This is a genomic window from Aeromonas sp. 603607, from assembly GCF_049171595.1.
Lineage (GTDB): Bacteria > Pseudomonadota > Gammaproteobacteria > Enterobacterales > Aeromonadaceae > Aeromonas > Aeromonas veronii.
On the sequence record NZ_JAAKOV010000008.1, the window covers coordinates 129590 to 155474 of the forward strand.

Here is a 25885-nt window from a genome sequence, read left to right on the forward strand (position 1 = left end):
TCACTCCTTGGCTTGCCACCGCACGGGTGGGCAAATGGTTGATGGAGCCAGTCTAACGACAGAAAAAGGGATAAAAATGACGGGCGATTTGGTTCGGATTTGAAACAGCAGAAGGGGGATAAGTGTTTCAATCTGAAACAACGCAGGGCTAGCGAGCGGGAAACTGTTAGCTGACTCACAGCCATGAAAAAGGGCCCCACAGGGCCCTTCGCTATAACCGGAATATGCGGACGGGTTAGATGGCCCAGCCACCGGCGTAGAAGACAACCAGCGCCAGGGCGATGATGACGGTGCCGACGTTCAGCTTCTTCCACTCGGCAGCGAAGATGCGGCCAACGACCAGCGCCACGAAGCCCAGCATGATGCCGGTCACGATGTTGCAGGTGAGCACGATGAAGACGGCGCACAGCATGCCGGAGAGGGCATCGACCGAGTCGCTGAAGTCCAGCTTGGTGACGTTGCCCAGCATCAGCAGACCGACATACATCAGCGCCGGTGCGGTGGCGTAGGCTGGTACCAGATAGCTCAGCGGGGAGAGGAAGATCATCAGCAGGAACAGCACGCCGACCAGCGCGGCGGTCAGACCGGTCTTGCCACCGGCCGCGGTGCCTGCGGCAGATTCGATGTAGACGGCAGCCGGAGCACCACCGACGGCGCCCGCCACCATGCTGCTGACGGAGTCGGCAGTCAGGGCCTTGCCGCCGCTGATGATGTGGCCACGTTCGTTGATAAGGCCTGCCTGACCGGCCACGGCACGGATGGTACCGGTGGCGTCAAACACGGCTGTCATCACCAGCGCCAGTACGGTCGGAATGACTACCGGATTGAGGGCGCCCAGCAGATCCATGCTGCCTACCAGCGAGCCTTTCTCACCGGTCAGGCTCGGCATGGCGAAGAAGCCCTGCCAGGTCACTTTCGGGTCGAAGATAAGACCGAGGATGGAGATGGCGATAATCACCATCAGGATGCCGCCCGGCACCTTGCGACGCTCCAGACCGAAGATGGCAGCCAGACCCAGCACCGTCATGATGACCGGGAAGGCGGTCACTTCACCGAGCTGTACCGGCAGACCGGCCCCTTCGTTCTTGATCACCATGCCAACGCCGTTGGTGGCGATCAGCAGCAGGAACAGACCGATACCGATGCCGGTACCGTGGGCGATGCCGGAGGGGAGGTTGTCCAGGATCCACTGGCGCACGCCGGTGACGCTGATCAGGGTGAACAGCACACCCATCAGGAAGATCGCGCCCAGCGCGACCGGAATACTCAGTCCCTGACCCAGTACCAGACTGAATGCGGTAAAGGCGGTGAGGGAGATGGCGCAACCGATAGCCATTGGCAGCTTGGCCCACAGCCCCATCAGCAGGGAGCCGAAGGCGGCGATCAAACAGGTGGCCACAAACACCGGGCCCTGCTCAAAGCCGGCGGCACCCAGCATGTTCGGCACCACTATGATGCTGTAGACCATCGCCAGGAAGGTGGTCAGCCCCGCGACCAGCTCCTGACGCACGCTGCTGCCGCGCGCAGAAATGGAAAAATAAGAGTCCAGAAAGCCGCCTGTCCCTGTTTGGGCGGCCATATCTTGCTTTGCCATAACTAATCCTGAAAGTGTGAAGGAAATCGTTTGCGTTGGTGGCGCGCAAAATAGCAAGAATTCGCGGCAAATACAGCGGATAACCTGACTTTTTCGTCACTATTTTACATTTTGAGTCCATTCGGAGCTCATTCTAAGGCTCAAGCGGTGAGAGTGTGTAAGGGAGGGATCAAGTGGTCGGGGGAGGGGAGATCAGTGAGGAAAAAGCGGGGACAAACAAAAAACCCGCCGAAGCGGGTTTTTTTAAATTCTTGCAGAGCTGTCAGCAGTTGGCATGAGCCATCAGCAGCATGCTCCGGCTTGAATTACAGACCAACTACGTTGGCAGCAGCCGGGCCTTTCTGGCCTTGCTCGATGGTGAACTCAACGCGCTGACCTTCGTCCAGGGTTTTGAAGCTGGTGGACTGGATAGCGGAGAAGTGTACGAACACGTCTTTGCTGCCGTCAGCCGGGGAGATGAAACCAAAACCTTTCTCAGCGTTGAAGAACTTAACGGTACCAGTCATTTTGTTAGACATAATAATTTCCTTAAATAGTGTTGAATGCCACCTAAATGGCAATTTTTGATTTTTCGTCAGCAATACGTATGGGGAGCACTAAAGAAGGAGAATTATTTGATAAGAATTATCCGAGGATAACGCTTATGCTAATCACTGCTTTACTAAAATGACTGCCTAACATAATCAGGTCTGAACTGCCGAACCATCGAGAAAGATTAAAACACGCTCTCATTTTTAAAGCAAACTTTATCTCGATATTAATGTTTTGTAACAACCAAAAATATCATTTTTTATAGTAAACATGATGCATTTCAACGGCATAGAAAAATCCGTGCAGACTCATATCACCCTGTTGCAAGCCGGATTCGGCTTTTTTGTCCTGACTATGTAGCCAGTTCTGGCAAAAAATATGAGAAAAAATGAAAAGGTGGCGATAGATGGGGATTGTCAGTTGTCGTTCTCTCTAACCCACAATGTAAATCACTTCTTTGCTGCTGCGATTAGCTTCTGAGCGGCAAATCAATGGCAGCGCCAAATCTGGCGCATCGAGCATCGCCCAGACATGCAAACGCCCGCTGGCACCAAGTGCCAGCGGGCGTTTTGCAAGAAGGGATCAGCGCTTGCTGCGAAACTTGTTGCTGACCGAATCAATCCAGCTGAAGGTTTCCGGCAGTACCTGGTTCTTGGCACGCTCTTTGGCTTTCTCGCGAGCCAGCTTGGAAGCAGCCTTGGCTGCTTCGGCGCGGTCGGCCACAATTTTCAGGCGACCCTCTTCACGGATCTTGTTCCGCTCTCCGTTGGTCAGCTGGTGGTCTGCATTGGCTTGTGCCTTTTGCAATAACAAGGCTATCTCGGCTTTTTCGGCCTCGGTCAGATCTTTCATTTCCAGCTTTTTCACGGCGCGCTCCTGCGGCAGGGTGGTTAGACACCCTAACACAGTTGTGCCGATCACTTCTTATGCAATCGGCTTTCCGGCAGTAAAAATGCGGGTTTGTGCCAACTTTCTGTTATTTCGCGGCCACTTTCCCGCCTGTTTGCCACATTTCAATTTATGGCGAGCGGCGAGGGCAGCTCTTGCTCCTCCGGTTCGACGTGGATCAGCACGATGGCGTGGGGCAGCTGTGCCATGATGGCGTGTTCGATGCGATCACAGATATCGTGGGCTTCACCGATGCTCATCTCCGGGGGCAGGGTGAGGTGGAAGTCGATATGGCGACGACGACCGGCACGACGGCTGCGCAGATCGTGAAAACCGCTGGCGGCAGGGCAGCATTCGGTGATGATGCGGCTGGTCATCGCCAGCTCTTCCGGGCTCATGCTCTGGTCGATCAGCGGCTGGAAGGCCTCGTTGAGCATGCTGATCGCCTCTCTGACAATAAAGATGGCGACCGCAATGGCGACCAGCGGGTCGAGGATGGCGAGGGAGTAGCCGAACAGACCGGCCAGCCAGATCCCGCCAAGACCGACGGCGACCCCGGCTGAAGTGAGCACATCCGCCTTGAGATGGAGCGCATCGGCCGCCAATGCAATTGACTCTTCTTCCCGGGCCACCTTGTAGAGGTAGGCCGAGACGCCGCTGTTGACCAGCGCCGAGATCACCATCACCAGCACGCCCCAGCCAATGCTTTCAATCGGGCTGGGGGTGATCAGCTTGTCGACGGCTTCGAAGATGATCCAGCCCGCGGCCAGCAAGATAAGCAGTGCTTCGATGACGCCGGAGACATTTTCAATCTTGTCGTGACCATAGGGGTGCCGTTCATCGGGCGGGAGATCGGACTTTTTCACCGCGAACAGGGCGATCAGGGCCGCCACCAGATCCATGGCGGAGTGGATCGCCTCCGAGATGATACTGACCGAGCCGCTGGCGAACCCGGCCACCATTTTCATGATGATCAGACTGATATTGGAGCAGACCGACACCATGGCGGCTCTGGTTTTTCTGTTCATGTTACAGCTTCCTGAATAAAAACGGATATTTCGGTGCGGCGCGCATTATATCCGGCTGACCGGAAATAACCTATTCGGTGTTGTAACCTGATGTTTCCGGTGATATTGCGAATGCTTATTAAAATGGTGGCCTCTTGCGCGGCAATAAATAATGAGAGGGATTTATATTTATCCGTGAAAATATCCAGGTAACGGTGGCTTAATATAAGCGTGACAACATTTAATAATGCGAATTACTCTTTTTTGGTCTTTCCTGTCGAGGTCGTTTGGCCTCCCAGCTCAAGGGGCTGCGCGCGACATCTTTTGGACGAGAATGAGGCTGGATCCGGATGCCGCTGGAGGGTATGCTGGGTCTGGTGATGGTCTTGCACCATCCCACCAAGCGTACTGAAGTTGATGATTCGGATGGCATGCTGGCTCCCATGAGGAACCAACTGTCTGGGTAACATTTTTGGAGTTTGATGATGAGTAACAAAGAACATCACAACGGCAAAGATGCCAAGAAAAAACCGCAGATGTCACTGAAAGAGAAACGCGAAGCCAAACGTCAGAAAGCAGAACTGAAAAACGGCAGCGCAATGAAGTAACGCTCCCCTACTGCTGTTCCTTCGGAGCCAGTACAAAGCCAGCCCTTACCGGCTGGCTTTTATGTTTGTGGCTCACGGCGTGGCGCCGTAAGCCGCGAAAATCTGGTGATAACGACCATCCTGACGCATCGCCTCAAGGCGCTTATCAAACAGATTGCGGGCATCGGCCGTTCGGAAGGCAAAGTGATAGACGGTGGGCGGGAAGAGGTCTGCTTGCCTGACCTGATTGCGCTCGTAGTGCTCGCCTGCCTGGGCGGTGGCAATCAGCTGGTCGAGGTAGTAGTAGAACACCCGCTCTTCCAGTACGACTGCATCCACTCTGCCGCGCATTAGCTGATGTACCTGCACCTGCTGCTTGGCTACCTCCTCATAGTGGGGATTCTGGTTGGCCATGGTGGCGAACGCGCCCCCCAGAATGATCCTTGCCCGTTGAAAGGCGGTAACCCGTTTTGAATGCAGGTCGTCCAGAGTATTGATGTGGGTGCTGCGCAGGGTGAAGATCCGGTTATGGAAGGTGATAACGGGCTGGGTCAGAACGTGAGGATCCACCATACCGGGTCTGACGTTGATGATTGCATCCAGCTTTCCTGAATCGAACAGGCGGAAGGTACGCTCCAGTGGCAGAAATTCAAAGCTGGGCTCATAGCCGCTGCCAGCGAACGCCTCTTTCAGCAGATCCAGCTCGATGCCACTCCGATTACTTTCGATGACATAAGGGGGGATGGCAAAGCTGACCCCTACCTTGAGTGGCGTTGCCTGCAACTGGCAGGACAGCATGCTGGTCAGCAGGAACAATAAAGAGGTGAGCAGTTTCATTGCACTTTGCACAAAGCGCTCCTGTGGAGGATATCCATCACTGTAGGGGAGGCAACCATAAAGCGTTATATCCCTTTCGGGCTGAGAGGTTCAGCCTGAGTGCATAAAAAAAGACCCTGAGTTATCAGGGCCTTTTCAATATTCTGTTCTTAAAAGGGTAATACATGTAAAAAATCGCTGCTGAGTGAGTGACTGAGTGAGTGGCAATGAATTTTTTACTATATATTTCAATGCATAACACCTTTTCTTACACTTCTGGTTGCTCACCTTAAAATGACACTTTTTAAAGATATGTAAGAAAAGGTATGAAAATGCGTGTTCATACCTGTTTATTCTTACACTTTTTGGTTGTCCTCACCAGAACCCTCACCACATGAGCCTTACCAGCTCAAAAGAGAGAACCACGCACCGAGTTGCTGAGTGACCTTCTCGCAAAGCTGTTCGCACCCGTCCCGGTAAACAGACGAAGCTTTTGCTGAGCTGAGTGAGAGTTGGGCGGGTGACCTAGTGGCATATGGACGCCAGATCCGGGAGCGGGTACAGCAGTGGACAGGGCTGACGGTCGGTGTTGGTATCGGCCCCACTAAAACCCTAGCCAAACTCGCCAACTATGCCGCAAAAAAATGGCCCGCCACCGGAGGGGTGGTCGATCTGCGCGATGAAACACGCCGCGCCAAACTGATGGCGATCACCCCGGTAGACGAGGTCTGGGGAATTGGTCGCAAACTCACCACCAAGCTGTCAGCTCAGGGCATCAACACCGTGGCTGATCTGGTAGCGGCTGATGCTAAGAGTCTTCGGCACCGTTACGGGGTCGTTGTCGAGCGCACGGTGCAGGAGCTGTGCGGGATCCCCTGCGCCGAGCTGGAGCAACTGGCACAGGCCAAGCAACAGATAATTTGCAGCCGATCCTTTGGGGAGCGCATCACCGCCTTCGGCCCCATGCGGGAGGCTCTCGCTGGCTACATGGAGCGGGCAGCTGAGAAACTCAGGACAGAGGGCATGTGCTGCCGCCATGTCACAGTATTCATTCGTTCGAGCCCGTTTGCGGAGCGGGAAACACATTATGCCAACCAGATCTCCATGCTGTTGCCGATACCCACAGCCGACACCCGTGAGTTGCTAGCCCAGATCGAGCCGCTGCTGAGCAGGATCTGGTTGGATGATGTTCGCTATATGAAGGGCGGCGTCATGCTGGCGGACTTCTCCCCGAAAGGCATGCAGCAAGGGGGTCTATTCGGCAGCGAACAGCAGGATCCCCGTAGCGATGCACTCATGCAGGTGATCGATAGGATTAACCAGGGGCGGTTGGGAAAGGTCTACTTTGCATCCCGAGGCCGAGATACCAGCGAATGGATGATGAAACGCGAACAACTCAGCCCCCGCTATACCACCAGTATCAAAGGGATCCCGGTGGTGAAGGCATGAGCACAACCATGAAAGTTAACCTCCTCTCCTAGCTACAAACCACTATCAATGCGTTGCAAACTTCTGGTGGTCAATCCGCAACATGAGCAGGTATCTTACTTAGCGGTATCACCGTTTATTTTCACGTAGCTTAAAGAGAAGATCTAACTTTTCATCCTCATCAAGTTGCTCAAATAGACAAACCAATTCCGCACTAAGATCATCTTCGCAAAAAAAATAACTCAGCGGCTTTCCCAGTACATTGGCAAGTTTTCGCATTGTATCAATGTCTGGAACGTGGCGACCTCTCTCATAGTGATTCATGCGACCACTAGCAGAACTATCATCCATACCGGCCCTTACCCCAAGCTCCTTTTGGGATATACCTGCTTTTTTACGCGCCTGCTTGAGTCTCTCTGGGAATGGGTTTTTGTACAATGTTTGTTCATCACAAAGTTCTCATATGTATAGATTGTCTAAGTTTCACCTGTCTCTGTATACTTAGCAATCCTAAGTGTTGTGGTTGTGGAAATTTTATGCAGAATAAAAATGTTTACAAAATCAGTAACAAGTTTTATCAAGTTTTACTCAAAATGACTGGTCTAAAAATAAGCAGGAAAGAGCTGATACGATTGGCTATGGAGGTCAATGACTTGGCTGTGTATCAGGCATCAGGCTTGGTTGACCGCCATGTATATAGCTTGAAAAAACAGGATGCAGTGAAAGCTAATGGGCCAAAAAATAATCGGCATTATATTTTTTCAGATGATCTTCTGGGCAGTTTACAAGCATCAATCAAAGGCGATAATTATGATCTAGCAAGTGAGTTGAGGTCTCTGGAAGAAGAGCTTCTGTTGACTCGTTATGAGTTACAAGCCTACCGCGAGATACTTGAAAAACTACCTCAAGAGAAGCAAAAAATTACTTGTTTGCATAAAAATGCATCAGAAAAAATCTACCGGTTGAATGGGAAAATTAGAGCGGTAAGTCAATTGGTGATGATGTAATTAAAAGGTATAAATGAAAGAGGCGTTTTATCGAAAAGAAGCATACCTGAGTCGGCCATAGCGCAAGAAGCGATGCCGCCAACGGAAGGCGGTGGCCAATAGATACTGTGTTCCTAGGCGGCTTATTGATTTGAACAAATTATGTGCATTTTGTGCTGAGCTACTAATGAAAATACCTGCTGTTACGGCTCAACGATAAGGATGACCCGATGCAGAATCTTGTATTGAGGAAAGCAACGCATGAAGATATGGACGACATACTGCGTTTGCAAATTCCCGTGTTCAAGGGAGAGCAGGGGATCCCTGACGAATTGATCCCTATTCCAGCTGAAAAATCGCCACAATGGTGGTGTGCAATTATGAACTCCACAATTGTTGGTGCCGTTGCAGCCTGGAAATAATGCGATGAAACTCATTGGGGGCGATTTGCAACAATGCAAAATTTCAGAGGGTATCAAATAGGTTCTAGCTTGGCTCGGTTTTCACTGCACGAACTTTTCGCACAATCTGTAGATGAAATCCATATGGATGCAAGAGATATCATCGTTAAGACCTTAAACCGAATGGGTGGCTTAGTTGTGGGAGACTCAATGCCATTTTATCGAGGGACGGTGACACCCATGATATTAACCAGAAGTGGTTTAATATTTAATAGATAAAATACTGACGATACATGTATATATTTGAAAACACTATCCATAACTATAAATTAGAGTTGACACATAGATAGCATCATTTATTACCATCCTCAATGGGTGTATGCTTTTTTTCATCTAACTGTGCAGAAAATCCAAATATTAATGATTTCAGCCCGAAATGGAAGGCCATTTCAGCAGAGGTTCTCGCCTGAATATTAAATGCCTCTTGTAATAATGGTGGTGCAGCGTCTATCACATGATTATTTTCTATCTGGTTTGTTGCTTGCTCCTCTAATACTGCACCCAACGTAAAATGGCTGATAGATTGCAGAATGAAAAGAGCCTCCTCGACCGAAAACCCTGCATCGCATAGACAGCGTAGTTGCGCCTCTGCTTGTTCAAACTGGGGGGGCGTAGGAGAGGTCCCTATATGCAATCGGGCTCCATCACGATGGACCAGTAATGCTTTACGGAAACTCAGAGCATTTTCCTGGAGAAACTGCTGCCAACTCTCAGTCGGTAACGGTGCTGAACGGGTGTGATGCTTCGCCAGTATTGCCTCTGAAAGCATGTTCATAAGAGTCTGCTTGTTGCGCACGTGCCAATACAGAGTCGGTTGCTCAATTTTTAGGGACTGCGCCAGCTTACGCGTAGTCAAGCCCTCTAGCCCTTCGCTGTCCAGCAGGGTGAGCGCCATTGAAATTACGTCGTCCAAGCTTAGTCGTGCCATCACTATCTCCTTTTGCTGTTGACAATCTATCACTGATAGAGTTATTTTTCAAACCCTATCATCGATAGAGAACGTTAACTATGAACCGCACTGTGATGATGGCACTGGTCATCATTTTTTTAGATGCTATGGGGATTGGCATAATTATGCCTGTCTTGCCGGCGTTATTACGGGAGTTTGTTGGAAAGGCTAATGTTGCAGAGAACTACGGTGTTTTATTGGCGCTGTATGCAATGATGCAAGTGATTTTTGCCCCTCTTCTCGGCCGCTGGTCAGATCGCATAGGTCGTCGCCCTGTATTGTTACTTTCACTTTTAGGTGCAACACTGGACTACGCATTAATGGCAACAGCCAGCGTAGTGTGGGTGTTGTATTTGGGACGCTTAATTGCTGGTATTACCGGTGCGACTGGAGCTGTTGCAGCCTCAACAATTGCCGATGTCACACCTGAGGAATCCAGGACACATTGGTTTGGTATGATGGGTGCCTGTTTTGGTGGCGGTATGATTGCTGGACCAGTCATTGGTGGTTTTGCCGGTCAACTTTCGGTACAGGCACCGTTTATGTTCGCTGCTGCTATTAACGGGCTGGCATTTCTGGTCTCCCTATTCATTTTACATGAGACCCATAATGCTAATCAGGTTAGTGACGAGTTAAAGAATGAAACAATCAATGAAACCACATCCTCCATACGCGAGATGATCTCCCCATTATCGGGATTGTTAGTTGTCTTTTTCATCATTCAATTGATTGGCCAAATCCCCGCAACATTATGGGTTTTATTCGGAGAAGAGCGCTTCGCATGGGATGGCGTAATGGTCGGTGTTTCATTGGCTGTGTTCGGGCTGACACACGCACTGTTTCAAGGACTTGCTGCTGGTTTTATCGCTAAACATTTGGGAGAACGGAAAGCTATAGCGGTTGGCATTTTGGCTGACGGTTGTGGCCTATTTTTATTGGCGGTCATTACACAAAGCTGGATGGTTTGGCCGGTTTTGCTGTTACTAGCTTGTGGTGGCATCACACTTCCCGCCTTGCAGGGAATTATATCTGTTCGTGTCGGTCAGGTAGCACAGGGACAATTACAAGGGGTGCTGACCAGTTTGACCCACCTGACAGGTGTAATCGGTCCACTTGTTTTTGCATTTTTGTATAGTGCAACCCGCGAAACGTGGAATGGATGGGTATGGATAATTGGCTGCGGATTATATGTAGTTGCATTGATTATACTGAGGTTTTTCCATCCAGGTAGGGTAATCCACCCGATAAATAAGAGCGATGTACAGCAGAGAATTTGAGCAACAATGCTGTACAGCACCGTAAATTCTGGCGCCCTACTCGGTGGATAGAGGTGAGCTGGTAGGTGGGTCTGGGATTGCGATCCATTAATCATCCTTTGGCAGCAACCGAGATAGGCCCACTTGAGCCGGTAGTTCCCCGATGACCTCAATCTTCCAACCCGTCATATTGGCCCGACACATGTGATAATGGTGCGCGATGTTGGCCTGCGCTTGCAAGGCGTGACGGGCTTTATCTAGTGCCTCAGTTGCATTGATGCCAATGCGGTTTAGCAGGAGTTCAACGCGGGTCTCCAGTTGCCTGCGTTCATGGGGGGAGAGTACCCCGGCCATTACCTTTGGCGCTACGTAAAGGCGGGCGTCGTCTTGCGAAATAGTCTTCAAGACACCGCGAGCGTACTCATTGGCGAGAGTGACCTCCTGGGCCATGTATTTGTGCATGAGGTGACCCTCTTCGAGGCGCATGATCACCTCGTTGACGTTGTAGTGACTGTGTTCCTCCAGATAGTCACGGACAAGGAGCTTATGGGCCAGCGCGATGACATCAGCCCGCTCGATATCGTTAGTGAGCCGAAGGCGTAATTCGGTTGCGCTGGCTAATTTGCCCATCGCGGCAGAAAGCAGACGACCACGTTGCGCCTGACCGGGGGACTCATCGCGACCGATAACTCCGGTTGGCAGGAATTTATCGGCTATCTCGCGGCTGACGGTGACGCGAATGCGGCTATTTTCCACGGTGAGGGTTTGATGCTTCATGTTACTGCTCCTGAGTCTGTCCGATGCCCGCGCCCACGGGGCCATGCCTATCATAATTGCGAGAGGCCTTTCGTGGGTAATTACACTGACTTGACCACTTACTTTGCACCCAGCCTTTTTAGAGAAGGTTCTTATGGCTGGATTTGCATCAGTGGTTAGGGGTGACGGCCATTGCCGACCTTGGGATAGATGGGCGTAATGATGACCAGCATCCAGGGCCAGGGAAGCAGTTACTCTATTCAAGAGAGGAAAACTTCTTTACGGGTCTGGCGGCGTTTGCTGTTGAACTCGTAATCAGCGAAGGTCAATTGATGACTCACGTTGGAGTTCGTTCTTGGTACAAAAGAGACTCTGGTGGTACTATGTCAAGGCCTTGTAAGGTATTGATTTTTAAGGTTCTAGCCCTTCCGATCGCTCAGCTACGGGCACATCTTGCTACGCAAGAGCACGGAATAAGCCGTGGACAACGCTGCGCGTTGACGCACCGCTTATCTCCGCTTGTACCCGTAGTCGCTCCCCAAGGGAATCAATCTCCTCTCATTTCTTCAACAGATCACGCAGATAGCTGTTCCGGTTATGGGCATTGCTGGGCGCTTTGGTGATGGCTGCAAACTCAGCTGTGCTGCCCACGATATGGACCTCATGCTCGGCCCTGGTTATTGCGGTATAGAGCCAGGCCCTGTCAACGATCCTCCCCTTTTGCAGCGCGATGATGATGCGTGGGAACTGCGAACCCTGAGCTTTATGGAGTGTGATGCAGTAGCCCAGCCTCATACAGTCCAGCAGGGATTGGGTGACATACACGCTCTCGCCTGTGTCCAGTTCAACCACTCCGTAGTCATCTCCAGCCCCGACAGCGCGAGTTAGCGTTCCGAGCGAGCCATTTTGAATGCCTTTCTCGTAATTGTTCTGAGTGAAGAGGATCACATCTCCTTGGCGCAAATCGTTGCGGCGGTAGGTTTCGCCATACATCTCAAATATCATCCGAGCACCATCAGGGTTGACGGCCTCCTGAATAAGATTATTGATCTCCGCCACCATAGCGGTGGTCGCACCTACCACTCGGCTGTTCTCGGGGGATTGCTGATATAACTCGGCACAGACTTGGGCGATCCTCTCTTTGGATGTTTCGTGGAAATAGACGTTACCCATGCTCAAGTGCTCCGGTATGAGACCTTGATTGACCTGCATAGAGTATTCAGGAATGCCTGTGGCTCCCTTCTGGCGTTTAACGATGTCCAGGGTCACGTTCGCAATGGCCTGTGATGCAACGATATCGGCTAGCACCTTGCCACATCCTATCGGAGGTAGCTGGTTTGGGTCACCCGTGAATATGATCCGCACGGTGGGGTGCAGATGGTTGGTGAGCCGATACATGGTGGGCAGGTCGATCATGGATGCTTCATCGATTACCAGCAGATGGCTGGGAAACCCATCAGATGGTTCTATGGGCTCTTGCCGCAACAAGGCGGAAATGGTCATCGTCCTAAAGCCTATCGACTCGTATAGGCGCATTGCTGCGCGTCCAGAAAGGGCGACAGCATGCACCTCAAAGCCCATTTTGCCATAGGCCCGCAGTGCCGTTCTGAGCACTGTGGTTTTGCCAGTTCCTGCGCCCCCCGTGATGCAACTCACCGCATTGTTTAGCGCGGTGAGCACCGCTTCATTTTGCATCGCGGTCAATTCATAGGGCAGCTCATTAACCGCTGCGAGAAACGCAGCATTGGTGGACTCATCGTAACGATTTTGCTGTTTAGCAAGTTTCAACAGCCGCTTGGCAACAACAGTCTCCATCAGCAATTGTGCGGTAGGGTGATAGGTGCCTGCTTCATGGTTCAGCACATACTGGGCTTGGTGGTAACCAGCCTTGAATGCTTGTGCTGCCAACTCGCCGTCACCAAGCAATTTGGTCAGCAGGGGGCGAAGCCTGGCCTGCGTGGTGTAGGTGTGGCCTTTTTCCACTTCCGCGTGGATGGTGAACTCCAGGGCGGCACTCAGCCTCGTCGGATCTTTTAGTTCTACCTCAAACTTCGTTTGAGAAAGCGCATCCACGTCTTCAAACCCCATCCCGAAGCCGACCAGTAGGTAGGGATTCGCTTTGATTGCATCAACGGAGCTTTCGCCATGAAATTTCAAGATCCGCTGCTGAATGGGTGAGGGAATCCGACACTCTGCCATCCAATTGCAGTGGTTCAGATTTTTGTATTTTGCGTAGCCGTTGAACAGGGCATCAATAGATACATCACTCAGAATACCCTTGAGGCGCTCTCTGGACTCTGGTGTGTCGGTGCGCAGGGTGGCGTGAAATTGCTCACCGAGTAGTTGCCATAACGCCCTGGCTTTACCGAGGCCAATTCCCTTGAAATCAGGCTCCTTGGCAATGAACTGGATCAGCTGCTCACCTGTCTCCGGCAGGGTGCATATCACGTGCTCAGGTGATTCATAGGTATGTTGCTGCATCACAACATCACCAATCTCGACCCTCTCAATGAGAGGTTTGCCATGGACTGTCCATTGCTGGCCCTGTGACGGTTGTGCCGGAAGAGTGTCAGGCCGCGCTTTAATGGTCACATAGTATTTGCCATCCTTGATCTGGCTGGTCTCGTCATTAAGTGGTATTCCAGAGAAAATCACGTAGCTGGATGAGCTATATGGGATACTGGTAACACGAAATAGTTCGGAATGGAGAGATTGGTTCATCGTGGCAAGATCCCCATTTCGGCCAATGTCTCAGATAGCTCACCGAAGCGCTCCAGTCTGGCTTTTAGTTCCCTTAGCTGCGCTTTCAGTTCAATATTCTCCTGCTCCAATATTGATACACGTTTGGTATCAAGTAGGCGTCGATGAGTCGTAGGGTCGTATACCTTTGGATGAGCTACACTCGCTATGGCCTGAGCGGTGAGTGGCGGAAGCACCCCGTGTTCCCTAAGCTGGTCTTCCAATTTCTGCAATTGCCTACGAAGCTCAGGGTTCTGCACTAAGGCAGAGCGGCCACAGCCAATAGCTTTCGTGATTTCACTGCGGCTGAGGCTGCCCCTGTAACTTAATTGTCGATACGTCTCATCAGTCTGGGTTGCCATCCATAGTTCAAACGCCTGGACGGTTGCTTTGGCTTTTTCTGTACCACTCGCCATTATTGACCTCCTGTGCGGCGTTTAACTTCTATAAGCGGCTTTCCAAGCATATCCTGTAATTTTTTTAGCTCGGCACTATCTGTTGGAAAATTATCAATTGATGTCATTCTGACACCATGCATGTAAGCATTATATTGCCATACTATGAAACGCTGTTTGTATGCATCATTCAAACTATTTAATCTGGCTAATTCATTCTCTAAAAGAGCAACCTTTTTTATAAGATACTCAAGCGTTACATCACGCTCTTTGGTAGGCTCAGGTTGAGAAAAACGTTCTTTTAAAAATGTCTTTCTTCGCGAGTATGCATCTTGAATATCTTTGTAAGAGGATAATGATTGACGTTGGACGCCACCTTTAACATCAATCATTATGGCAACTTTTTGACAGAGCAAGTCCCAAGTTAACTTTCCTTCCCAAGTATTAATTAGACCTAGTATATTAGGCAGGTTTTTTTCTGTGATAACTATTTTAGGCATAACAAATCACCCATAATATTAAACGCTTTAGAATCGATAGAGTCAGGCGATTGAACTTCAATATTAAGCCCCTTCTCTAAAAGAACAACCTTGGCTGGCGAGGGATCATCTACATCAGGAATACGAATGGGGGTGCCATCAAGAACATTTTCATCCTCTAATAGCCGGATCTTTGTTCTAATATGAGCAAGTCGCCAACCGTGTGAGCTAACCCAGCGGTCAGCACCAAAGGCCCCCATTTTATGGCTTTGCTGTGCTTTTTCGAGTTGAGCTGCCACTTGAACTTCTCGTACTTTCAACAGCTCCAATGAGCTACTGAAGCCTTTGATACAGACCAATTCTTTGCAGGTTTCACAGTCACCGTTTCGCTGACATGGAATCATGGCAAAATCATGTTCACACACGCCTAGCTCTGTTACTATCGCTGCACCAGTAAGGTTCTTTCCGATTTCCTCGAAACTAATTGGAAGGTTACATTTTATTTTTTCCAACGTGTTTGCATTTTCAGGGATAGTAATAACTGCAATTGCATTGGACTTTTCTTCTTCTGTGCGATGATCATAGCTGGCATTATCAGCAACTCTTGCTCTCCCTGCCCAGTTTGCAAGCGTCAACTCATCCATCCCACCCCGTTCAGCTTTGGTACTGAGCCAATGCCTAGCTTGATGGGATGTTATATCGGGTTGTGAGCCATCCTCTCGTAATATGTTATGTTTCTTCCAAAGGTGGACTCCTTTTCTGGCCTCAGACCTAGAAATCCTTGCATTAATTATGTTCACCGTAGGTAAAACAAACGAGTGTTGAATAACATCATGTTCCGCATGTAACTCACGGTCTCTATATAGTAACAAAGCCTCTGAGGCCTTAACTTTTTTTGCGTTATCAACAAAAGGCCAGTTAACCAATTTACTGATATACACCATACTCCCATTGTTATCTGGATGCGTTTCTGCATACATCGCAGCCTCCCGTGCAGGCATGCTAATTTTTTTCAATCGTTCGATAGCTTCCAAAGCTACATCTTGCATGACAGTAGGAACCCATTTAATCCCTTCGTTGCCATTTTTGGCAGGCACCCAACGTATTCCAAGTTTAAGTTCTCCGCTGCGATTCTCCTCCCATACAGTACAATCTATAGGCAATGAGAATAACTCAGAGCATCGGGATGGTGCTTGCATGAGCAATGCTATTGCAGAAGTAAAATATTCTGCTTCAATACCTAATGAAGGTGCGTCATGAAATAACTTAGCAAATAACATCATATCCTCTTCTGAGGGCAATTTATTTTTACGATGTTCTTTTCCATTCTCGTCAAGTTGAATAGTTAAATCTTTTACTTTTTGATATGGATTTGACCACCCAGGAAGACTCGGTGTTATAAAGTTGTCACGGCAGAAATTAAGAAGAAGCTCCATTTGATAGCCCGCTTTATTTCGACCTGCCAGATTTGATATGCGTCTATTAAAAATATCGCCTAGCCTTTCTAAAACTAGGCCATCGAGCATCAGAATATCTGCTTTATGTTTTGATAGAATCAATGCTTCTTCAAGTATTCGAATAGCTTCGAAATGTCTGTGAAGAGTTGTTATGGGTTTTAATGCGTAAATGTAGCGAATGTATGCTTTTGCAAAATCAATAAATGGTGCACCTAGGGGAGAGAAACTATAGGAAGTTGATGGCTCTAAATTTGTGGAGAAACGGGCAACAACACGGCGAGTATTGTGAAAAGTGTGCCATAAATTATGATCCCAGCAATCTTCACCGAAAACAGTTAATTTGTTTTTGCTACTTTGAATGAATTTTTCTAGATTTGCTTCTGAATTCAGTTCTATCGCAGGCTTAAAATGGAAAATGTTACTGTCCACTGACTATCCTCATGCTCGTTGTTGTTTCAGTTCAAAGCATTTCTGCACAACCCATTCAACTGCTAAAATTAGCCTATCTTTTGTTGCCGCGTACTCTTCACTTTTTGTCGTTTTCAACCTTACCTCTTTCTCTGCATATAGATGGGATAAGAATTTCTCGTGAGGAGCATCTAATAATGGTCTAAATTTTTCACAAGTGTAACAACTTTCATACCCCTTAACGCAAAAGTCATTGGTGCCGCATGCTCCTACGATATCGTTATCCTTGTTTGGTATGCGAGCAGCAAGGTCATGTCCTCGCTCACCCTGCTCTAAGTCAACGATAATGCGACCTAGGAATGCATTAGCAAAGGGGGCCAGTTGTTTGCCAATGGCCTTGTCAATATAGGTCACGGTATCTGCGGTATTTTCCGTATAGACCTTAACGTTTTGTGTATCGTTGTGATCCAATGCCTCCGCTATGATCAACGGCCCCAAACCTTTTCGACCAAGGTTTGTTCCTCTTGTATGACGAAACCGCCTAGCCGTTATATGAATATAGTCCCCAGTTCTTTCAGAAATAGCTTTTTGTTTTCTTTGGAAATTTTTTAGCAGGTGTTCTCTTAGATCTGTTGATGACATATTTAAAATGTCAGTATCTAATAAATCATCAGTCAAAGATGTTTTTTTAACCGCTAACTCAAAAACCATTGCCCAATCAATAAATAATGGGATTTTTGTTGCTTGAGAAGCAGTCAGTTTTATTGAGAGTTTTGATTCAAACTTCTCTGTTTCATCTCTAATTAAATTACGCAACGTTAGATAGAGCTCTTCCGTAATGGGGAATTTTTTAAAAGAGAAACGAAACCCACCACCACGCTGCTTTGCTCTAGGTATATTGAGGTAAAAATTTGTCACATTCTTACTATGATCATGTTCTTTAAATAAATCAGCAGCCTTTATTTGTCGTAACTGTGTGGGGCGTCTAGCAGTAGCCTGCAATAAACTCACATATGCATAGCATTGAAATGAGATATAGTTATTCCTGAATAAGCGAATAAGTTCATGATTTAATGCAAGTACCTCATTGCTAGTAAAGGCACCTGTTTCAGGGCAACGATTAGCGACAGACACTCCTTTCTTGTTTCCTGATAGAGTTAGTATTTCGAGTGTTTTCACCATCTCTGTTGTTACACCATAATATCCATATTCATTCCAGCTAATAAGAAAACCACGGAGTGCACCTAAGTACCATTCATTGTTTTTATCAAGCATCGCTCGCCAATTGAGCAATACATCCTCATCTAGATTTTTGAATTTAGTGTCTCGCAATAGTCGTTGAAAGCGTAGATACATATTTGATGTATGGTGTGCTGATTGTTCTTCAGCATAGGTTGCTAGTGTTTTTTTAAATCCATCCAGCAGTTTTGGTTCCATAGATAAAACATCCGGCATGAATGCAATGCTGACATCTTTATTCAACATCCAGTATTCTGAGTGAAAGTCAAAGCTGTATCCATCTTTTGATACTAATTTTTTTGAGCTGAATGTTGATGGGAGATCGTCATTTTCTTCCTCAATGTAATCATATTTATTCATTCATATCCTCTATTTTTTTGAGATTCAATAATTAGTCTCTGTAATTCTTCTTGCTCTTCAAGCACTAGCTTGTTTGTCTTATTGCGAATATGGCGTTCAACATATGGTTTGGCAGAGCTCTCTGATGTGTGCCCCATTTGATACATTCGGCTTTTTGCTTCTTCACTAGATGAAATAAAATTACGGTTACTGTTTGGGTCTTTAGATAGATCATTGTTTTTGTCAATTATTTCGGAGAACCACTGGTTCCAGTTATGCCTAAAATAATGTGGGTGGATCGATTTGAACCGCTCATCCACAGATTTCATTGTTGGCACGATGATACTGTCAAATGTGCTGGTCGATATTGGCTGTCCTTGAGTTTTCCCCTTCCTATGTGTAACAAACAAGTATGGATGCTTGTTCGCGTTCGGAGTCTTTGCCCGTATGTTTATGATGTAGTCATCAATGAGTGCCGCAGTTTCATCTCTAATTCGCAACATTCTTTCTTTCGTCTTTGCTACAGGCTGATTTTTGCGAGGATCATATATGTCATCATGGTGGCGTTTTACCCATATGAATTTTTGGGGGCCGTGAAGCATTAGAAAGTTCGATTCAATAGATAGTGAGAGTAACTCACCTCTTCGTATGCCTAGTTCTTTTAAAAGTAAAAACATAAGATGATTTCGCTTTTTTGTCGAAGCGTGTTTGAACGGATTTTTTGGGTGGTCAAATTGTGCCACAGCCATAAATTCCTCAATTAATCCATCTGGCAAGTCTTTACCATCTAGTTTATCTAAAACATTCTTACCTTTGCCTTTAGGGCGAACAGCAAGTATGCGCTTATTCATACTGTTAATTTCTGTGAGCAGTTTAGTGCTATTACAGTTCTGTACAGCTACTCTAGCAATGAAATCTAAATAACTTGCAATAGCTGTCACACGATTGTAAATGTTATTACGTCCCACTGTGGGGGTGACACTGATTAGTCTTGGGGTGTTAAATAAATCAATGACCTTATCTCTGGTTTTTTTGCTTTTAGCTAAGCCTTTGAAATGAGAAATATCATGACTGAGATGTTCTCTGATGTTGTCAATGTCAGTGTCGCTAAGAAACTTACCTTTCTGAAACTCAGAGAACAGGTCTCTGTGTTTATTTTCTTCCCATTGAAGAAACCACTTTAATGCACCTAGGCGATTTGAAATGGTATTCACCGACAAGCTGCTACGAAGTTTTGTTGTCACCCAGAGGGTTGCAAGAAAATGAGGCATACCATCATTGCCCATTAAGACTGGATAACGTTCACCATTTGCAAAAATCAATCTATCTAGCTTGTACACTGTGCATCCTAATCTTACATTTTCCTCATACATAAAGTTATAGTGCTGAAAATCGCGATGGCAAGTGAAATGCAAAAATAAAAAAACCCAGCATTTCTGCTGGGTTGCTTTGCACTCAAGATGGTGAAAGTGATTTATTCTTACACTTTCATCTTTTACAAGATCTAGAACGGGATATCGTCGTCGAAATCCATCGGCGGCTCGTTATATACCGGCGGCGCAGATTGCGGCTGCTGGGCAGGACGGCCATAACCGCCTTGCGGCTGCATGTTCTGCTGCGGAGCCGGTGCCGGGCGCTGCTGATTCATCGGCTGCTGGGCAGGCATGCTCTGCTGTGGTTGACCCCAGTTACCCTGGGATTGGCCACCCATGTTCTGGCCCATACCCTGACCGCCTTGCGGACGGCCACCCAGCATCTGCATCACGCCAGTGAAGCTGTCGACCAGCACTTCAGTGGTGTAGCGCTCCTGGCCGCTCTGATCTTGCCATTTGCGGGTCTGCAGTTTGCCTTCCACATAGACCTGGGAGCCCTTCTTCAGGTACTCGCCAGCCACTTCGGCCAGCTTGCCCATGAAGACGACACGATGCCATTCGGTACGCTCTTTCTGCTCACCGGTCTGCTTGTCGCGCCAGGTTTCGGAGGTAGCCAGAGTAATGTTGGTCACAGCACCGCCACTCGGCATGTAGCGTACTTCCGGGTCTTGCCCGAGGTTACCGATCAGAATGACTTTATTGATGCCTCGACTGGCCATAATCTCTCTTCCACCTTATTTACCGGCCAGGTCGAAACCTGGTCCAACACGACTAGATACCTGATTAGTTGCTGTGTGCGGGGCGCAATGTCCCGCAGACGCATGTGACGGTCATAGTAACAGTTGCGAAGCGGATTGGCAGCATCCTTAACCGGCTTGATGTGCCAAAGGTAACTGTTGGCTCCTGCCGCAGTGATGGTCGGGTTACAGCTGTTTCCGGCGCATCCGGCATCACATTTCTGCCATATATTCCTGTTATGCTGGCCGATTGGCGAATTGGAATCGGTTTTTAAATCGACTAAAAACATATGGTTACGATATTTATGAGATCCATTCTCATACTTTTTTAATATTGTGCTCCCATACCTCCTTGGTAGACTCAGTCGGCCAGATTAGGTGGTTTACAGGTTCAAGGAAGAGCACACAATGAAAGCCGCATGCCCGATCGCACTGGTCACTGAAAATAATGTGCAGGCCAGCACATTTGCTGCATACCTCATCTCTCATTTGAGCCGTCCCGTCCAGCTAATCCACGAGATTAATCAGCTAGATAACCAGTGTGACGGCACGCTGTTTCTCATCGATCTCGACTATATCCGCTCTGGCCAGTCACTGGGCTGGAACCGGGCGATCTCCGAACGCTTTGGCATGGCGGCCACCGTGCTGCTCAATGCTCCCACTGCGACGGATCGCGACCTGCTGCTGATGTGGCCGCAGATTTGCGGTCTGTTTTTCCGTCAGGATCCGCTCGACCGACTGGTTGCCGGGTTGCAGAAAATCCTGTTGGGCGAGTACTGGATGCCGCGCCACCTGCTGTGCGAGCTGGTCGAATACTATCGCCAGGGCAATAGCTACCTGCTGCGTAACGACACCCTGCTGACAGCCAGAGAGCAGGAGATCATCCGTTATCTGATGACGGGCGCCTCCAATGTCGAGATCGCCGACAGCCTGTTTGTCAGCGAGCACACCGTCAAATCCCACCTCTATAACGTCTTTAAAAAGCTGAACGTGAAGAACCGGATCCAGGCGGTGAGCTGGGCCAAAGAGTATCTCGATGCTCCGGACTCCCACTGATGAAAGCGTTATCTCTGGCGTGTTGCCTTGTGCTGCTCTGGGGCTTCACGACCGTTGTGGCGGCCGAGGCCGATGCACCGCTGGAGTCGGTACAGCCGGAGCAGGAGAGTGATCGGCTGGATGTGGATGGTTTGGTGCTGGACCGCACTTTTACCCGCTTCGGTCAGGGCTTTTATAACGAATTTACCCGGTTGCGCAGTGATGAAGACCCGAATGCCAGAGAAAATCTGACGATTCATGAGCGCCCGACTGCTCGCTGGGGCAGCCTGATCTGGATCACCCATAACCGGAAGGTGATTTTTAAAACCGCGCTCTCTCCCGGCCGCAATCAGCAGGAGCAGAGCGCCAAACTGGCTTGGTCACAGGTCAGGCAGACCCTCGAACAGCAGAAGATCGCGACCCTGTTCATGGATACCTTCGATTTGGAACATGATGAACTATAAGGATATTTCTCATGCGTGCCCGGTTATTGCTAGTTGCAGCACTGATAGCGCCAGTGCTCCATGCGTCGGAGCTTGTCTATCGCCCCGTCAACCCCAGCTTTGGGGGTAACCCTCTCAACAGCAGTCATCTGCTTGGCACCGCCAATGCGCAGAATGATTACAAGGATCCCGCCAGTGGCAGTGGTAGCAGCGGCACCTCGGCGCTGGATCGCCTGACCTCCAACCTGCAATCCCGCCTGATCAGCCAGCTGTTGGCCGATATCGGCAAGGATGGCAGCCAGAGCGGCAGTCTGGTGACCGATGATTTTGCCATCAATGTGGTGGATGAAGATGGCACTCTGGTGGTTTCGATCACCGACCGGGTGACCAACCAGACCACCATGATCGAAGTGAATGGCCTGATTGCTGATTGAGGGCGCGATGAAACGACAACTGTTATTGATAGTGCCCCTGCTTGCGCTGGCTGGCTGTGCGACCCATATCGGCTCGCCCGTTGCCGATGAGAAGGCAACCCTGATGCCGCGATCCGTCTCTTACAAGGAGCTGATCAGTCTGCCCAAGCCAAAAGGGAAAATTGTCGCGGCCGTCTACGATTTTCGCGACCAGACCGGTCAGTACCTGCCAGCACCGGCATCCAACTTCTCCACGGCGGTCACCCAGGGCGGGGTAGCCATGCTGAGCACGGCTTTGTGGGATTCCCAATGGTTTGTGCCGCTGGAGCGGGAGGGGCTGCAGAACCTGCTGACCGAACGCAAGATTGTGCGGGCGGCCCAGAACAAACCCAACGTTCCCGGCAACAATGCCAATCAACTGCCCTCGCTGGTCGCCGCCAACATCCTGATCGAGGGGGGGATCGTCGCCTATGACAGCAATGTACGAACCGGTGGGGCGGGAGCCAAGTATTTTGGCATTGGTGCCAGCGGGGAGTATCGGGTCGATCAGGTGACGGTCAATCTGCGTGCCGTCGATATCCGTTCTGGCCGGATCCTGAACAGTGTCACCACCTCCAAGACAGTGCTGTCGCAACAGGTGCAGGCAGGGGTATTCCGCTTCGTCGAGTACAAGCGCCTGCTGGAGGCCGAGGCCGGTTTCAGCACCAATGAGCCGGTACAGATGTGTGTCATGTCGGCTATCGAGTCCGGGGTGATCCGGCTGATTGCCAATGGCGTGCGGGACAATCTGTGGCAACTGGCCGACCAGCGGGATATCGACAATCCGATCCTGCAGGAGTACCTGCAAGACAACGCCCCGCTACTTTGAGTTTTCCCTCTCTCGCAATGCCCTCCCTGGTGGAGGGCATTTTTTTGGCCTCTATCGAATACGACTTAAGACTTTCTGCTCAGCGACAGGGCGGTGTTTTTCATCCTCGAATCAGCGGAGTGCCTGATAGGCCGCCTCTTGTCTGACAGGGATACTGTGGGCGTTTTCCAACAAGGCGATGGCGCGATGAAACATCTGTTGAGTGCTCTCTTTTTTCTGCTGATATCGGGCGCCCCGCAACTCGCCGCAGAGCCTGCCGTCTTTGATGAGCTGGCGATGGCAAGCGAGCTGGATTCCGGTTTGCAGAACGACGGGAATCAGGCGCTGTTGTGGCAACTCGGTAGCGAGCAGCAACTGCACCTCACCCAGCAAGGGGAGCTGAATCAGGCGCGCCTGCTGCAACAGGGTTGGGCCAATGAGTTGGCGCTCTCCCAGGTAGGAGATGAGAACTGGGTCAATGGTGCGCAACTGGGTGAGGGCAATAGCGCCGAACTCTATCAGGCGGGCATCAATAACCGGATTTGGCTGCTGCAACAAGGCAGCGGCAATGAAGCCTGGATCAGTCAGCAAGGGGCAGACAATCAGGCCCGGGCGATCCAGCTGGGTGATGGCAATCAGGCCAGCATCGAGCAGAACGGAATCGGATTAACGGCCACCGTCATCCAGATGGGGGCCAATCAGCAAGTAAATGTCGTTCAAACCAACTGAGCCTAGGCTCAACCATTAGCACGAGAGGGAAATCATGTTTAAACGTACCATCATTGCCTCGGCAGTTCTTCTGGCGACCAGCACCGCTTGGGCGGCATCTACTGGCAACCAGGCTACGGTGAACCAGGCCCAGAGCGGCAATATCGCCACCATTAACCAGGTGGTGGGAAGCGTCGATAACAAGGCTAACATCGATCAAGCTGGTAACAACAACACAGCTGTTACCACTCAAAAGAATACCGGCCAGTCAGATGCCGATACTCGGCAGGTAGGTGACAGTAACGAGGGTTACATCTTGCAACAAGGTGACACTAACCTCTCCAAAGCCTCCATCGATACAAAGGGGAACGACAACTTTGCTGATGTGATTCAGCAATTTGAGAATGGCGGTGCGGTTGCCGGGGTTGTGCAGGATGGGGATCGCAACGACGCCAAGATCAAGCAAGATAATGGTGACTTAGCTGACTCCAGGATCACTCAAATCTCGGATGGTAATCGGGCTGTCATTAATAACCAGATATCCGATTTCGCTCGGGCGAGTGTACAGCAGCTAGAAGGGGGGGCTCACCAGGCTGACGTGACCCAGACAGCGGCTGATGGAGCCAACGCCGAAGTGGTACAACGTGGAGAGAGCAATATCACCAAGGTGCTGCAGGCAACCGGTAACTATGACTATGCACCGGCGGAAGGAACATCTGCAGTGGTGACTCAGAGTGGTTCTTTGAACAATGCAGACGTCACTCAATACGATAGTGCCAACGTAGCGACTGTTGAGCAAAGTGGAACCCGTGGTGAAGTGGTGACTCTGCAGCAAGGGTCTGATGCCGGGAATGGCAACGGCCTGTTGGCCAAACAGTCTGGAACCGGGGAGTTTGCTGACCTGACACAGGATGGTAATCGCAACCGGATTGAGACCGACCAGCAAGGTACTGGCAATGATGCCTTGGTCAACCAGACAGGTGATGACAACAAGGCCGTGGTCAACCAGTTAGCCAGCAGTACCGATGGTGCGGTCACCATTGATCAGGTAGGTAATGACAACTATGCCAATGCAGTGCAACAAGCAGGCAGCGGCAATACCATCGATATCGACCAGAACGGAACTGGCAACCAGGTTGCCTCTGCTCGTGATGGTGAAGGCAAAGGCGCCTGGACCTGGGGCTCGGACAACGAGCTGGTCGTTGCTCAGAAAGGCACTGACAACTGGGCCTATGCCGATGCGTCTCACTCTGAGTCTGTGGTCAAAGTGACCCAGGATGGTGAGTTGAACAATGCCAAGGTTGAGTCCTACTTGGGTAGCGAGAACAAGCTCACAGTGACCCAGAACGGCGCTGAGCACGAGGCCAATGTCTACGTCAATGCTGGGGTTGGTGGGGGGCGCAACACCGTTGATGTGGTGCAAAACGAAAGCTTTAATACTGCCAATGTGACCGTATTGGGCAGCGATAACCATGCCTATGTCTATCAAGGGGCTGGTAGCAACTGATGGTCATCTCCGGATTCAGGGGCCTGCGGGCCCCTCTTTTATTGGTGCTGCTCTGTGGGTTGATGCTGGTTCATCGCGTCGCTTCCCCAGCAAGCGCCAGGGGAAACGAGATGGAGCCCGATCCGTCGATCCGCTTGTCCCTCAATATGGCGCAGAACGAGCAGGGGCTGTCACTTGCGCCAACGCTGCTCAGCAAGCGCGACTTGATGGTGAGTGTCAGGTTGCTGGTGCGCAGCGAAGGGGCGGCCGGGAGCACGACTCAGCGCCAGAGCCGTAATCTGTCGCTGCAGGCAGGAGTGGTCATGGCGGTTGGCAAAATAGGGCTGGGTTTGCGTTGTCCCTATCGGGTCGAGGTCACCGCTCTGATATGGCAAAACGAGCGGCTGCTGGTGGAGAAAAAAGAGCAGATGGCGTGCGCCGGATGATGCGCATTTCATCTCATGACTGTCTATTCATCCAGTAGTCTCTATGCCATACTGACTCGCTCAGGTTTCTGTATCGAGCGTG

27 protein-coding genes and 2 pseudogenes are annotated in these 25885 nt (G+C 49.8%); 13 read left to right on the top strand and 16 right to left on the bottom strand.

The window, feature by feature from the left end; genetic code table 11:
* Positions 1 to 235: 235 nt before the first annotated feature.
* The 4 genes from G5315_RS09835 to G5315_RS09850 form a co-directional block, all read right to left on the bottom strand.
* Positions 236 to 1594, bottom strand: coding sequence for an NCS2 family permease (locus tag G5315_RS09835; protein WP_005355011.1), 1359 nt, complete (start codon positions 1592 to 1594; stop codon positions 236 to 238).
* Positions 1595 to 1899: 305 nt separating this feature from the next.
* The gene (gene cspE, locus G5315_RS09840; RefSeq protein WP_005316548.1) at positions 1900 to 2112 is read right to left on the bottom strand and encodes a transcription antiterminator/RNA stability regulator CspE; all 213 of its coding nucleotides are present in this window, start codon (positions 2110 to 2112) and stop codon (positions 1900 to 1902) included.
* Between the two features lie 595 nt (positions 2113 to 2707).
* On the bottom strand, positions 2708 to 2992 hold the full coding sequence (gene yjbD, locus G5315_RS09845; protein ID WP_005340165.1) for a DUF3811 domain-containing protein: 285 nt from the start codon (positions 2990 to 2992) through the stop codon (positions 2708 to 2710).
* Between the two features lie 146 nt (positions 2993 to 3138).
* The gene (locus G5315_RS09850; protein ID WP_421332965.1) at positions 3139 to 4041 is read right to left on the bottom strand and encodes a cation diffusion facilitator family transporter; all 903 of its coding nucleotides are present in this window, start codon (positions 4039 to 4041) and stop codon (positions 3139 to 3141) included.
* 461 nt (positions 4042 to 4502) lie between these two features.
* Between G5315_RS09850 and G5315_RS09855 the strand changes: the two genes are divergently transcribed.
* On the top strand, positions 4503 to 4628 hold the full coding sequence (locus G5315_RS09855) for a hypothetical protein (protein ID WP_019445191.1): 126 nt from the start codon (positions 4503 to 4505) through the stop codon (positions 4626 to 4628).
* A 72-nt stretch (positions 4629 to 4700) separates the two neighbouring features.
* On the opposite strand, the gene G5315_RS09860 is transcribed toward G5315_RS09855, so the two are convergent.
* Positions 4701 to 5444, bottom strand: coding sequence for a substrate-binding periplasmic protein (locus G5315_RS09860; protein ID WP_421332975.1), 744 nt, complete (start codon positions 5442 to 5444; stop codon positions 4701 to 4703).
* A gap of 474 nt (positions 5445 to 5918) precedes the next feature.
* On the opposite strand from G5315_RS09860, the pseudogene G5315_RS09865 reads away from it, so the two are divergent.
* Positions 5919 to 6041, top strand: a pseudogene (locus tag G5315_RS09865) (hypothetical protein); the annotation flags it as partial.
* Between the two features lie 84 nt (positions 6042 to 6125).
* The gene (locus G5315_RS09870) at positions 6126 to 6872 is read left to right on the top strand and encodes a DUF4113 domain-containing protein (protein ID WP_113725460.1); all 747 of its coding nucleotides are present in this window, start codon (positions 6126 to 6128) and stop codon (positions 6870 to 6872) included.
* Positions 6873 to 6980: 108 nt separating this feature from the next.
* Here G5315_RS09870 and G5315_RS09875 read toward each other — a convergent pair whose 3' ends face one another.
* Positions 6981 to 7289: a helix-turn-helix domain-containing protein gene (locus G5315_RS09875; RefSeq protein WP_047440196.1), complete on the bottom strand. Its 309-nt coding sequence runs from the start codon at positions 7287 to 7289 to the stop codon at positions 6981 to 6983.
* Positions 7290 to 7387: 98 nt separating this feature from the next.
* Between G5315_RS09875 and G5315_RS09880 the strand changes: the two genes are divergently transcribed.
* Together G5315_RS09880 and G5315_RS09885 are read left to right on the top strand one after the other, a co-directional pair.
* Positions 7388 to 7858, top strand: a complete 471-nt coding sequence (locus G5315_RS09880; protein WP_017780886.1) for a hypothetical protein — start codon at positions 7388 to 7390, stop codon at positions 7856 to 7858.
* Positions 7859 to 8067: 209 nt separating this feature from the next.
* The gene (locus G5315_RS09885; protein ID WP_017780887.1) at positions 8068 to 8259 is read left to right on the top strand and encodes a hypothetical protein; all 192 of its coding nucleotides are present in this window, start codon (positions 8068 to 8070) and stop codon (positions 8257 to 8259) included.
* 331 nt (positions 8260 to 8590) lie between these two features.
* On the opposite strand, the gene tetR is transcribed toward G5315_RS09885, so the two are convergent.
* Positions 8591 to 9226 carry a tetracycline resistance transcriptional repressor TetR gene (gene tetR, locus G5315_RS09890; RefSeq protein WP_017780888.1) on the bottom strand — a complete coding sequence of 212 codons (636 nt, stop codon included), beginning with the start codon at positions 9224 to 9226 and terminating at the stop codon, positions 8591 to 8593.
* 80 nt (positions 9227 to 9306) lie between these two features.
* On the opposite strand from tetR, the gene tet(E) reads away from it, so the two are divergent.
* Positions 9307 to 10524 (top strand): tetracycline efflux MFS transporter Tet(E), encoded by a 1218-nt coding sequence (gene tet(E) / locus G5315_RS09895; protein ID WP_017780889.1) that lies wholly within the window; start codon positions 9307 to 9309, stop codon positions 10522 to 10524.
* Positions 10525 to 10611: 87 nt separating this feature from the next.
* Here tet(E) and G5315_RS09900 read toward each other — a convergent pair whose 3' ends face one another.
* From G5315_RS09900 to G5315_RS09940, 9 genes and pseudogenes are all read right to left on the bottom strand, one after another.
* Positions 10612 to 11280 (bottom strand): hypothetical protein, encoded by a 669-nt coding sequence (locus G5315_RS09900; protein ID WP_017780890.1) that lies wholly within the window; start codon positions 11278 to 11280, stop codon positions 10612 to 10614.
* Between the two features lie 158 nt (positions 11281 to 11438).
* A pseudogene (locus G5315_RS09905) lies at positions 11439 to 11600 on the bottom strand (IS5/IS1182 family transposase); the annotation flags it as partial.
* Positions 11601 to 11817: 217 nt separating this feature from the next.
* Positions 11818 to 13980, bottom strand: coding sequence for an AAA family ATPase (locus G5315_RS09910; protein ID WP_025202554.1), 2163 nt, complete (start codon positions 13978 to 13980; stop codon positions 11818 to 11820).
* Positions 13977 to 14414 (bottom strand): VPA1267 family protein, encoded by a 438-nt coding sequence (locus tag G5315_RS09915; protein WP_025202555.1) that lies wholly within the window; start codon positions 14412 to 14414, stop codon positions 13977 to 13979. The genes G5315_RS09910 and G5315_RS09915 overlap by 4 nt, the downstream gene beginning before the upstream one ends.
* A complete protein-coding gene (locus tag G5315_RS09920; protein WP_049866848.1) occupies positions 14414 to 14893 on the bottom strand; it encodes a hypothetical protein in 480 nt (159 codons plus the stop codon). Before G5315_RS09920 ends, G5315_RS09915 begins: the two co-directional genes overlap by 1 nt.
* The gene (locus G5315_RS09925; protein ID WP_421332966.1) at positions 14881 to 16758 is read right to left on the bottom strand and encodes a hypothetical protein; all 1878 of its coding nucleotides are present in this window, start codon (positions 16756 to 16758) and stop codon (positions 14881 to 14883) included. The genes G5315_RS09920 and G5315_RS09925 overlap by 13 nt, the downstream gene beginning before the upstream one ends.
* Before the next feature lie 9 nt (positions 16759 to 16767).
* Positions 16768 to 18336, bottom strand: a complete 1569-nt coding sequence (locus G5315_RS09930) for a site-specific integrase (RefSeq protein ID WP_171269322.1) — start codon at positions 18334 to 18336, stop codon at positions 16768 to 16770.
* Positions 18333 to 19655 carry a site-specific integrase gene (locus G5315_RS09935; protein ID WP_041207317.1) on the bottom strand — a complete coding sequence of 441 codons (1323 nt, stop codon included), beginning with the start codon at positions 19653 to 19655 and terminating at the stop codon, positions 18333 to 18335. Before G5315_RS09935 ends, G5315_RS09930 begins: the two co-directional genes overlap by 4 nt.
* A 164-nt stretch (positions 19656 to 19819) precedes the next feature.
* Complete coding sequence (locus G5315_RS09940) at positions 19820 to 20407, bottom strand: single-stranded DNA-binding protein (RefSeq protein ID WP_005340181.1); 588 nt, start codon at positions 20405 to 20407, stop codon at positions 19820 to 19822.
* 426 nt (positions 20408 to 20833) lie between these two features.
* Here G5315_RS09940 and G5315_RS09945 point away from each other — a divergent pair, with 426 nt between their 5' ends.
* From G5315_RS09945 to csgH, 7 genes are all read left to right on the top strand, one after another.
* Positions 20834 to 21481: a LuxR C-terminal-related transcriptional regulator gene (locus G5315_RS09945; protein WP_158113813.1), complete on the top strand. Its 648-nt coding sequence runs from the start codon at positions 20834 to 20836 to the stop codon at positions 21479 to 21481.
* Positions 21481 to 21924: a curli production assembly/transport protein CsgE gene (locus G5315_RS09950; protein WP_421332967.1), complete on the top strand. Its 444-nt coding sequence runs from the start codon at positions 21481 to 21483 to the stop codon at positions 21922 to 21924. The genes G5315_RS09945 and G5315_RS09950 overlap by 1 nt, the downstream gene beginning before the upstream one ends.
* Positions 21925 to 21935: 11 nt before the next feature.
* The gene (locus G5315_RS09955; protein ID WP_227341853.1) at positions 21936 to 22337 is read left to right on the top strand and encodes a curli assembly protein CsgF; all 402 of its coding nucleotides are present in this window, start codon (positions 21936 to 21938) and stop codon (positions 22335 to 22337) included.
* Between the two features lie 7 nt (positions 22338 to 22344).
* Positions 22345 to 23184: a CsgG/HfaB family protein gene (locus G5315_RS09960; protein ID WP_005355003.1), complete on the top strand. Its 840-nt coding sequence runs from the start codon at positions 22345 to 22347 to the stop codon at positions 23182 to 23184.
* A 186-nt stretch (positions 23185 to 23370) separates the two neighbouring features.
* On the top strand, positions 23371 to 23892 hold the full coding sequence (locus G5315_RS09965) for a curlin (protein ID WP_201952781.1): 522 nt from the start codon (positions 23371 to 23373) through the stop codon (positions 23890 to 23892).
* 34 nt (positions 23893 to 23926) lie between these two features.
* On the top strand, positions 23927 to 25378 hold the full coding sequence (locus tag G5315_RS09970) for a curlin (protein WP_216952160.1): 1452 nt from the start codon (positions 23927 to 23929) through the stop codon (positions 25376 to 25378).
* Between the two features lie 110 nt (positions 25379 to 25488).
* Positions 25489 to 25803: a curli-like amyloid fiber formation chaperone CsgH gene (csgH, locus tag G5315_RS09975; protein ID WP_407959568.1), complete on the top strand. Its 315-nt coding sequence runs from the start codon at positions 25489 to 25491 to the stop codon at positions 25801 to 25803.
* Positions 25804 to 25885: the final 82 nt, after the last annotated feature.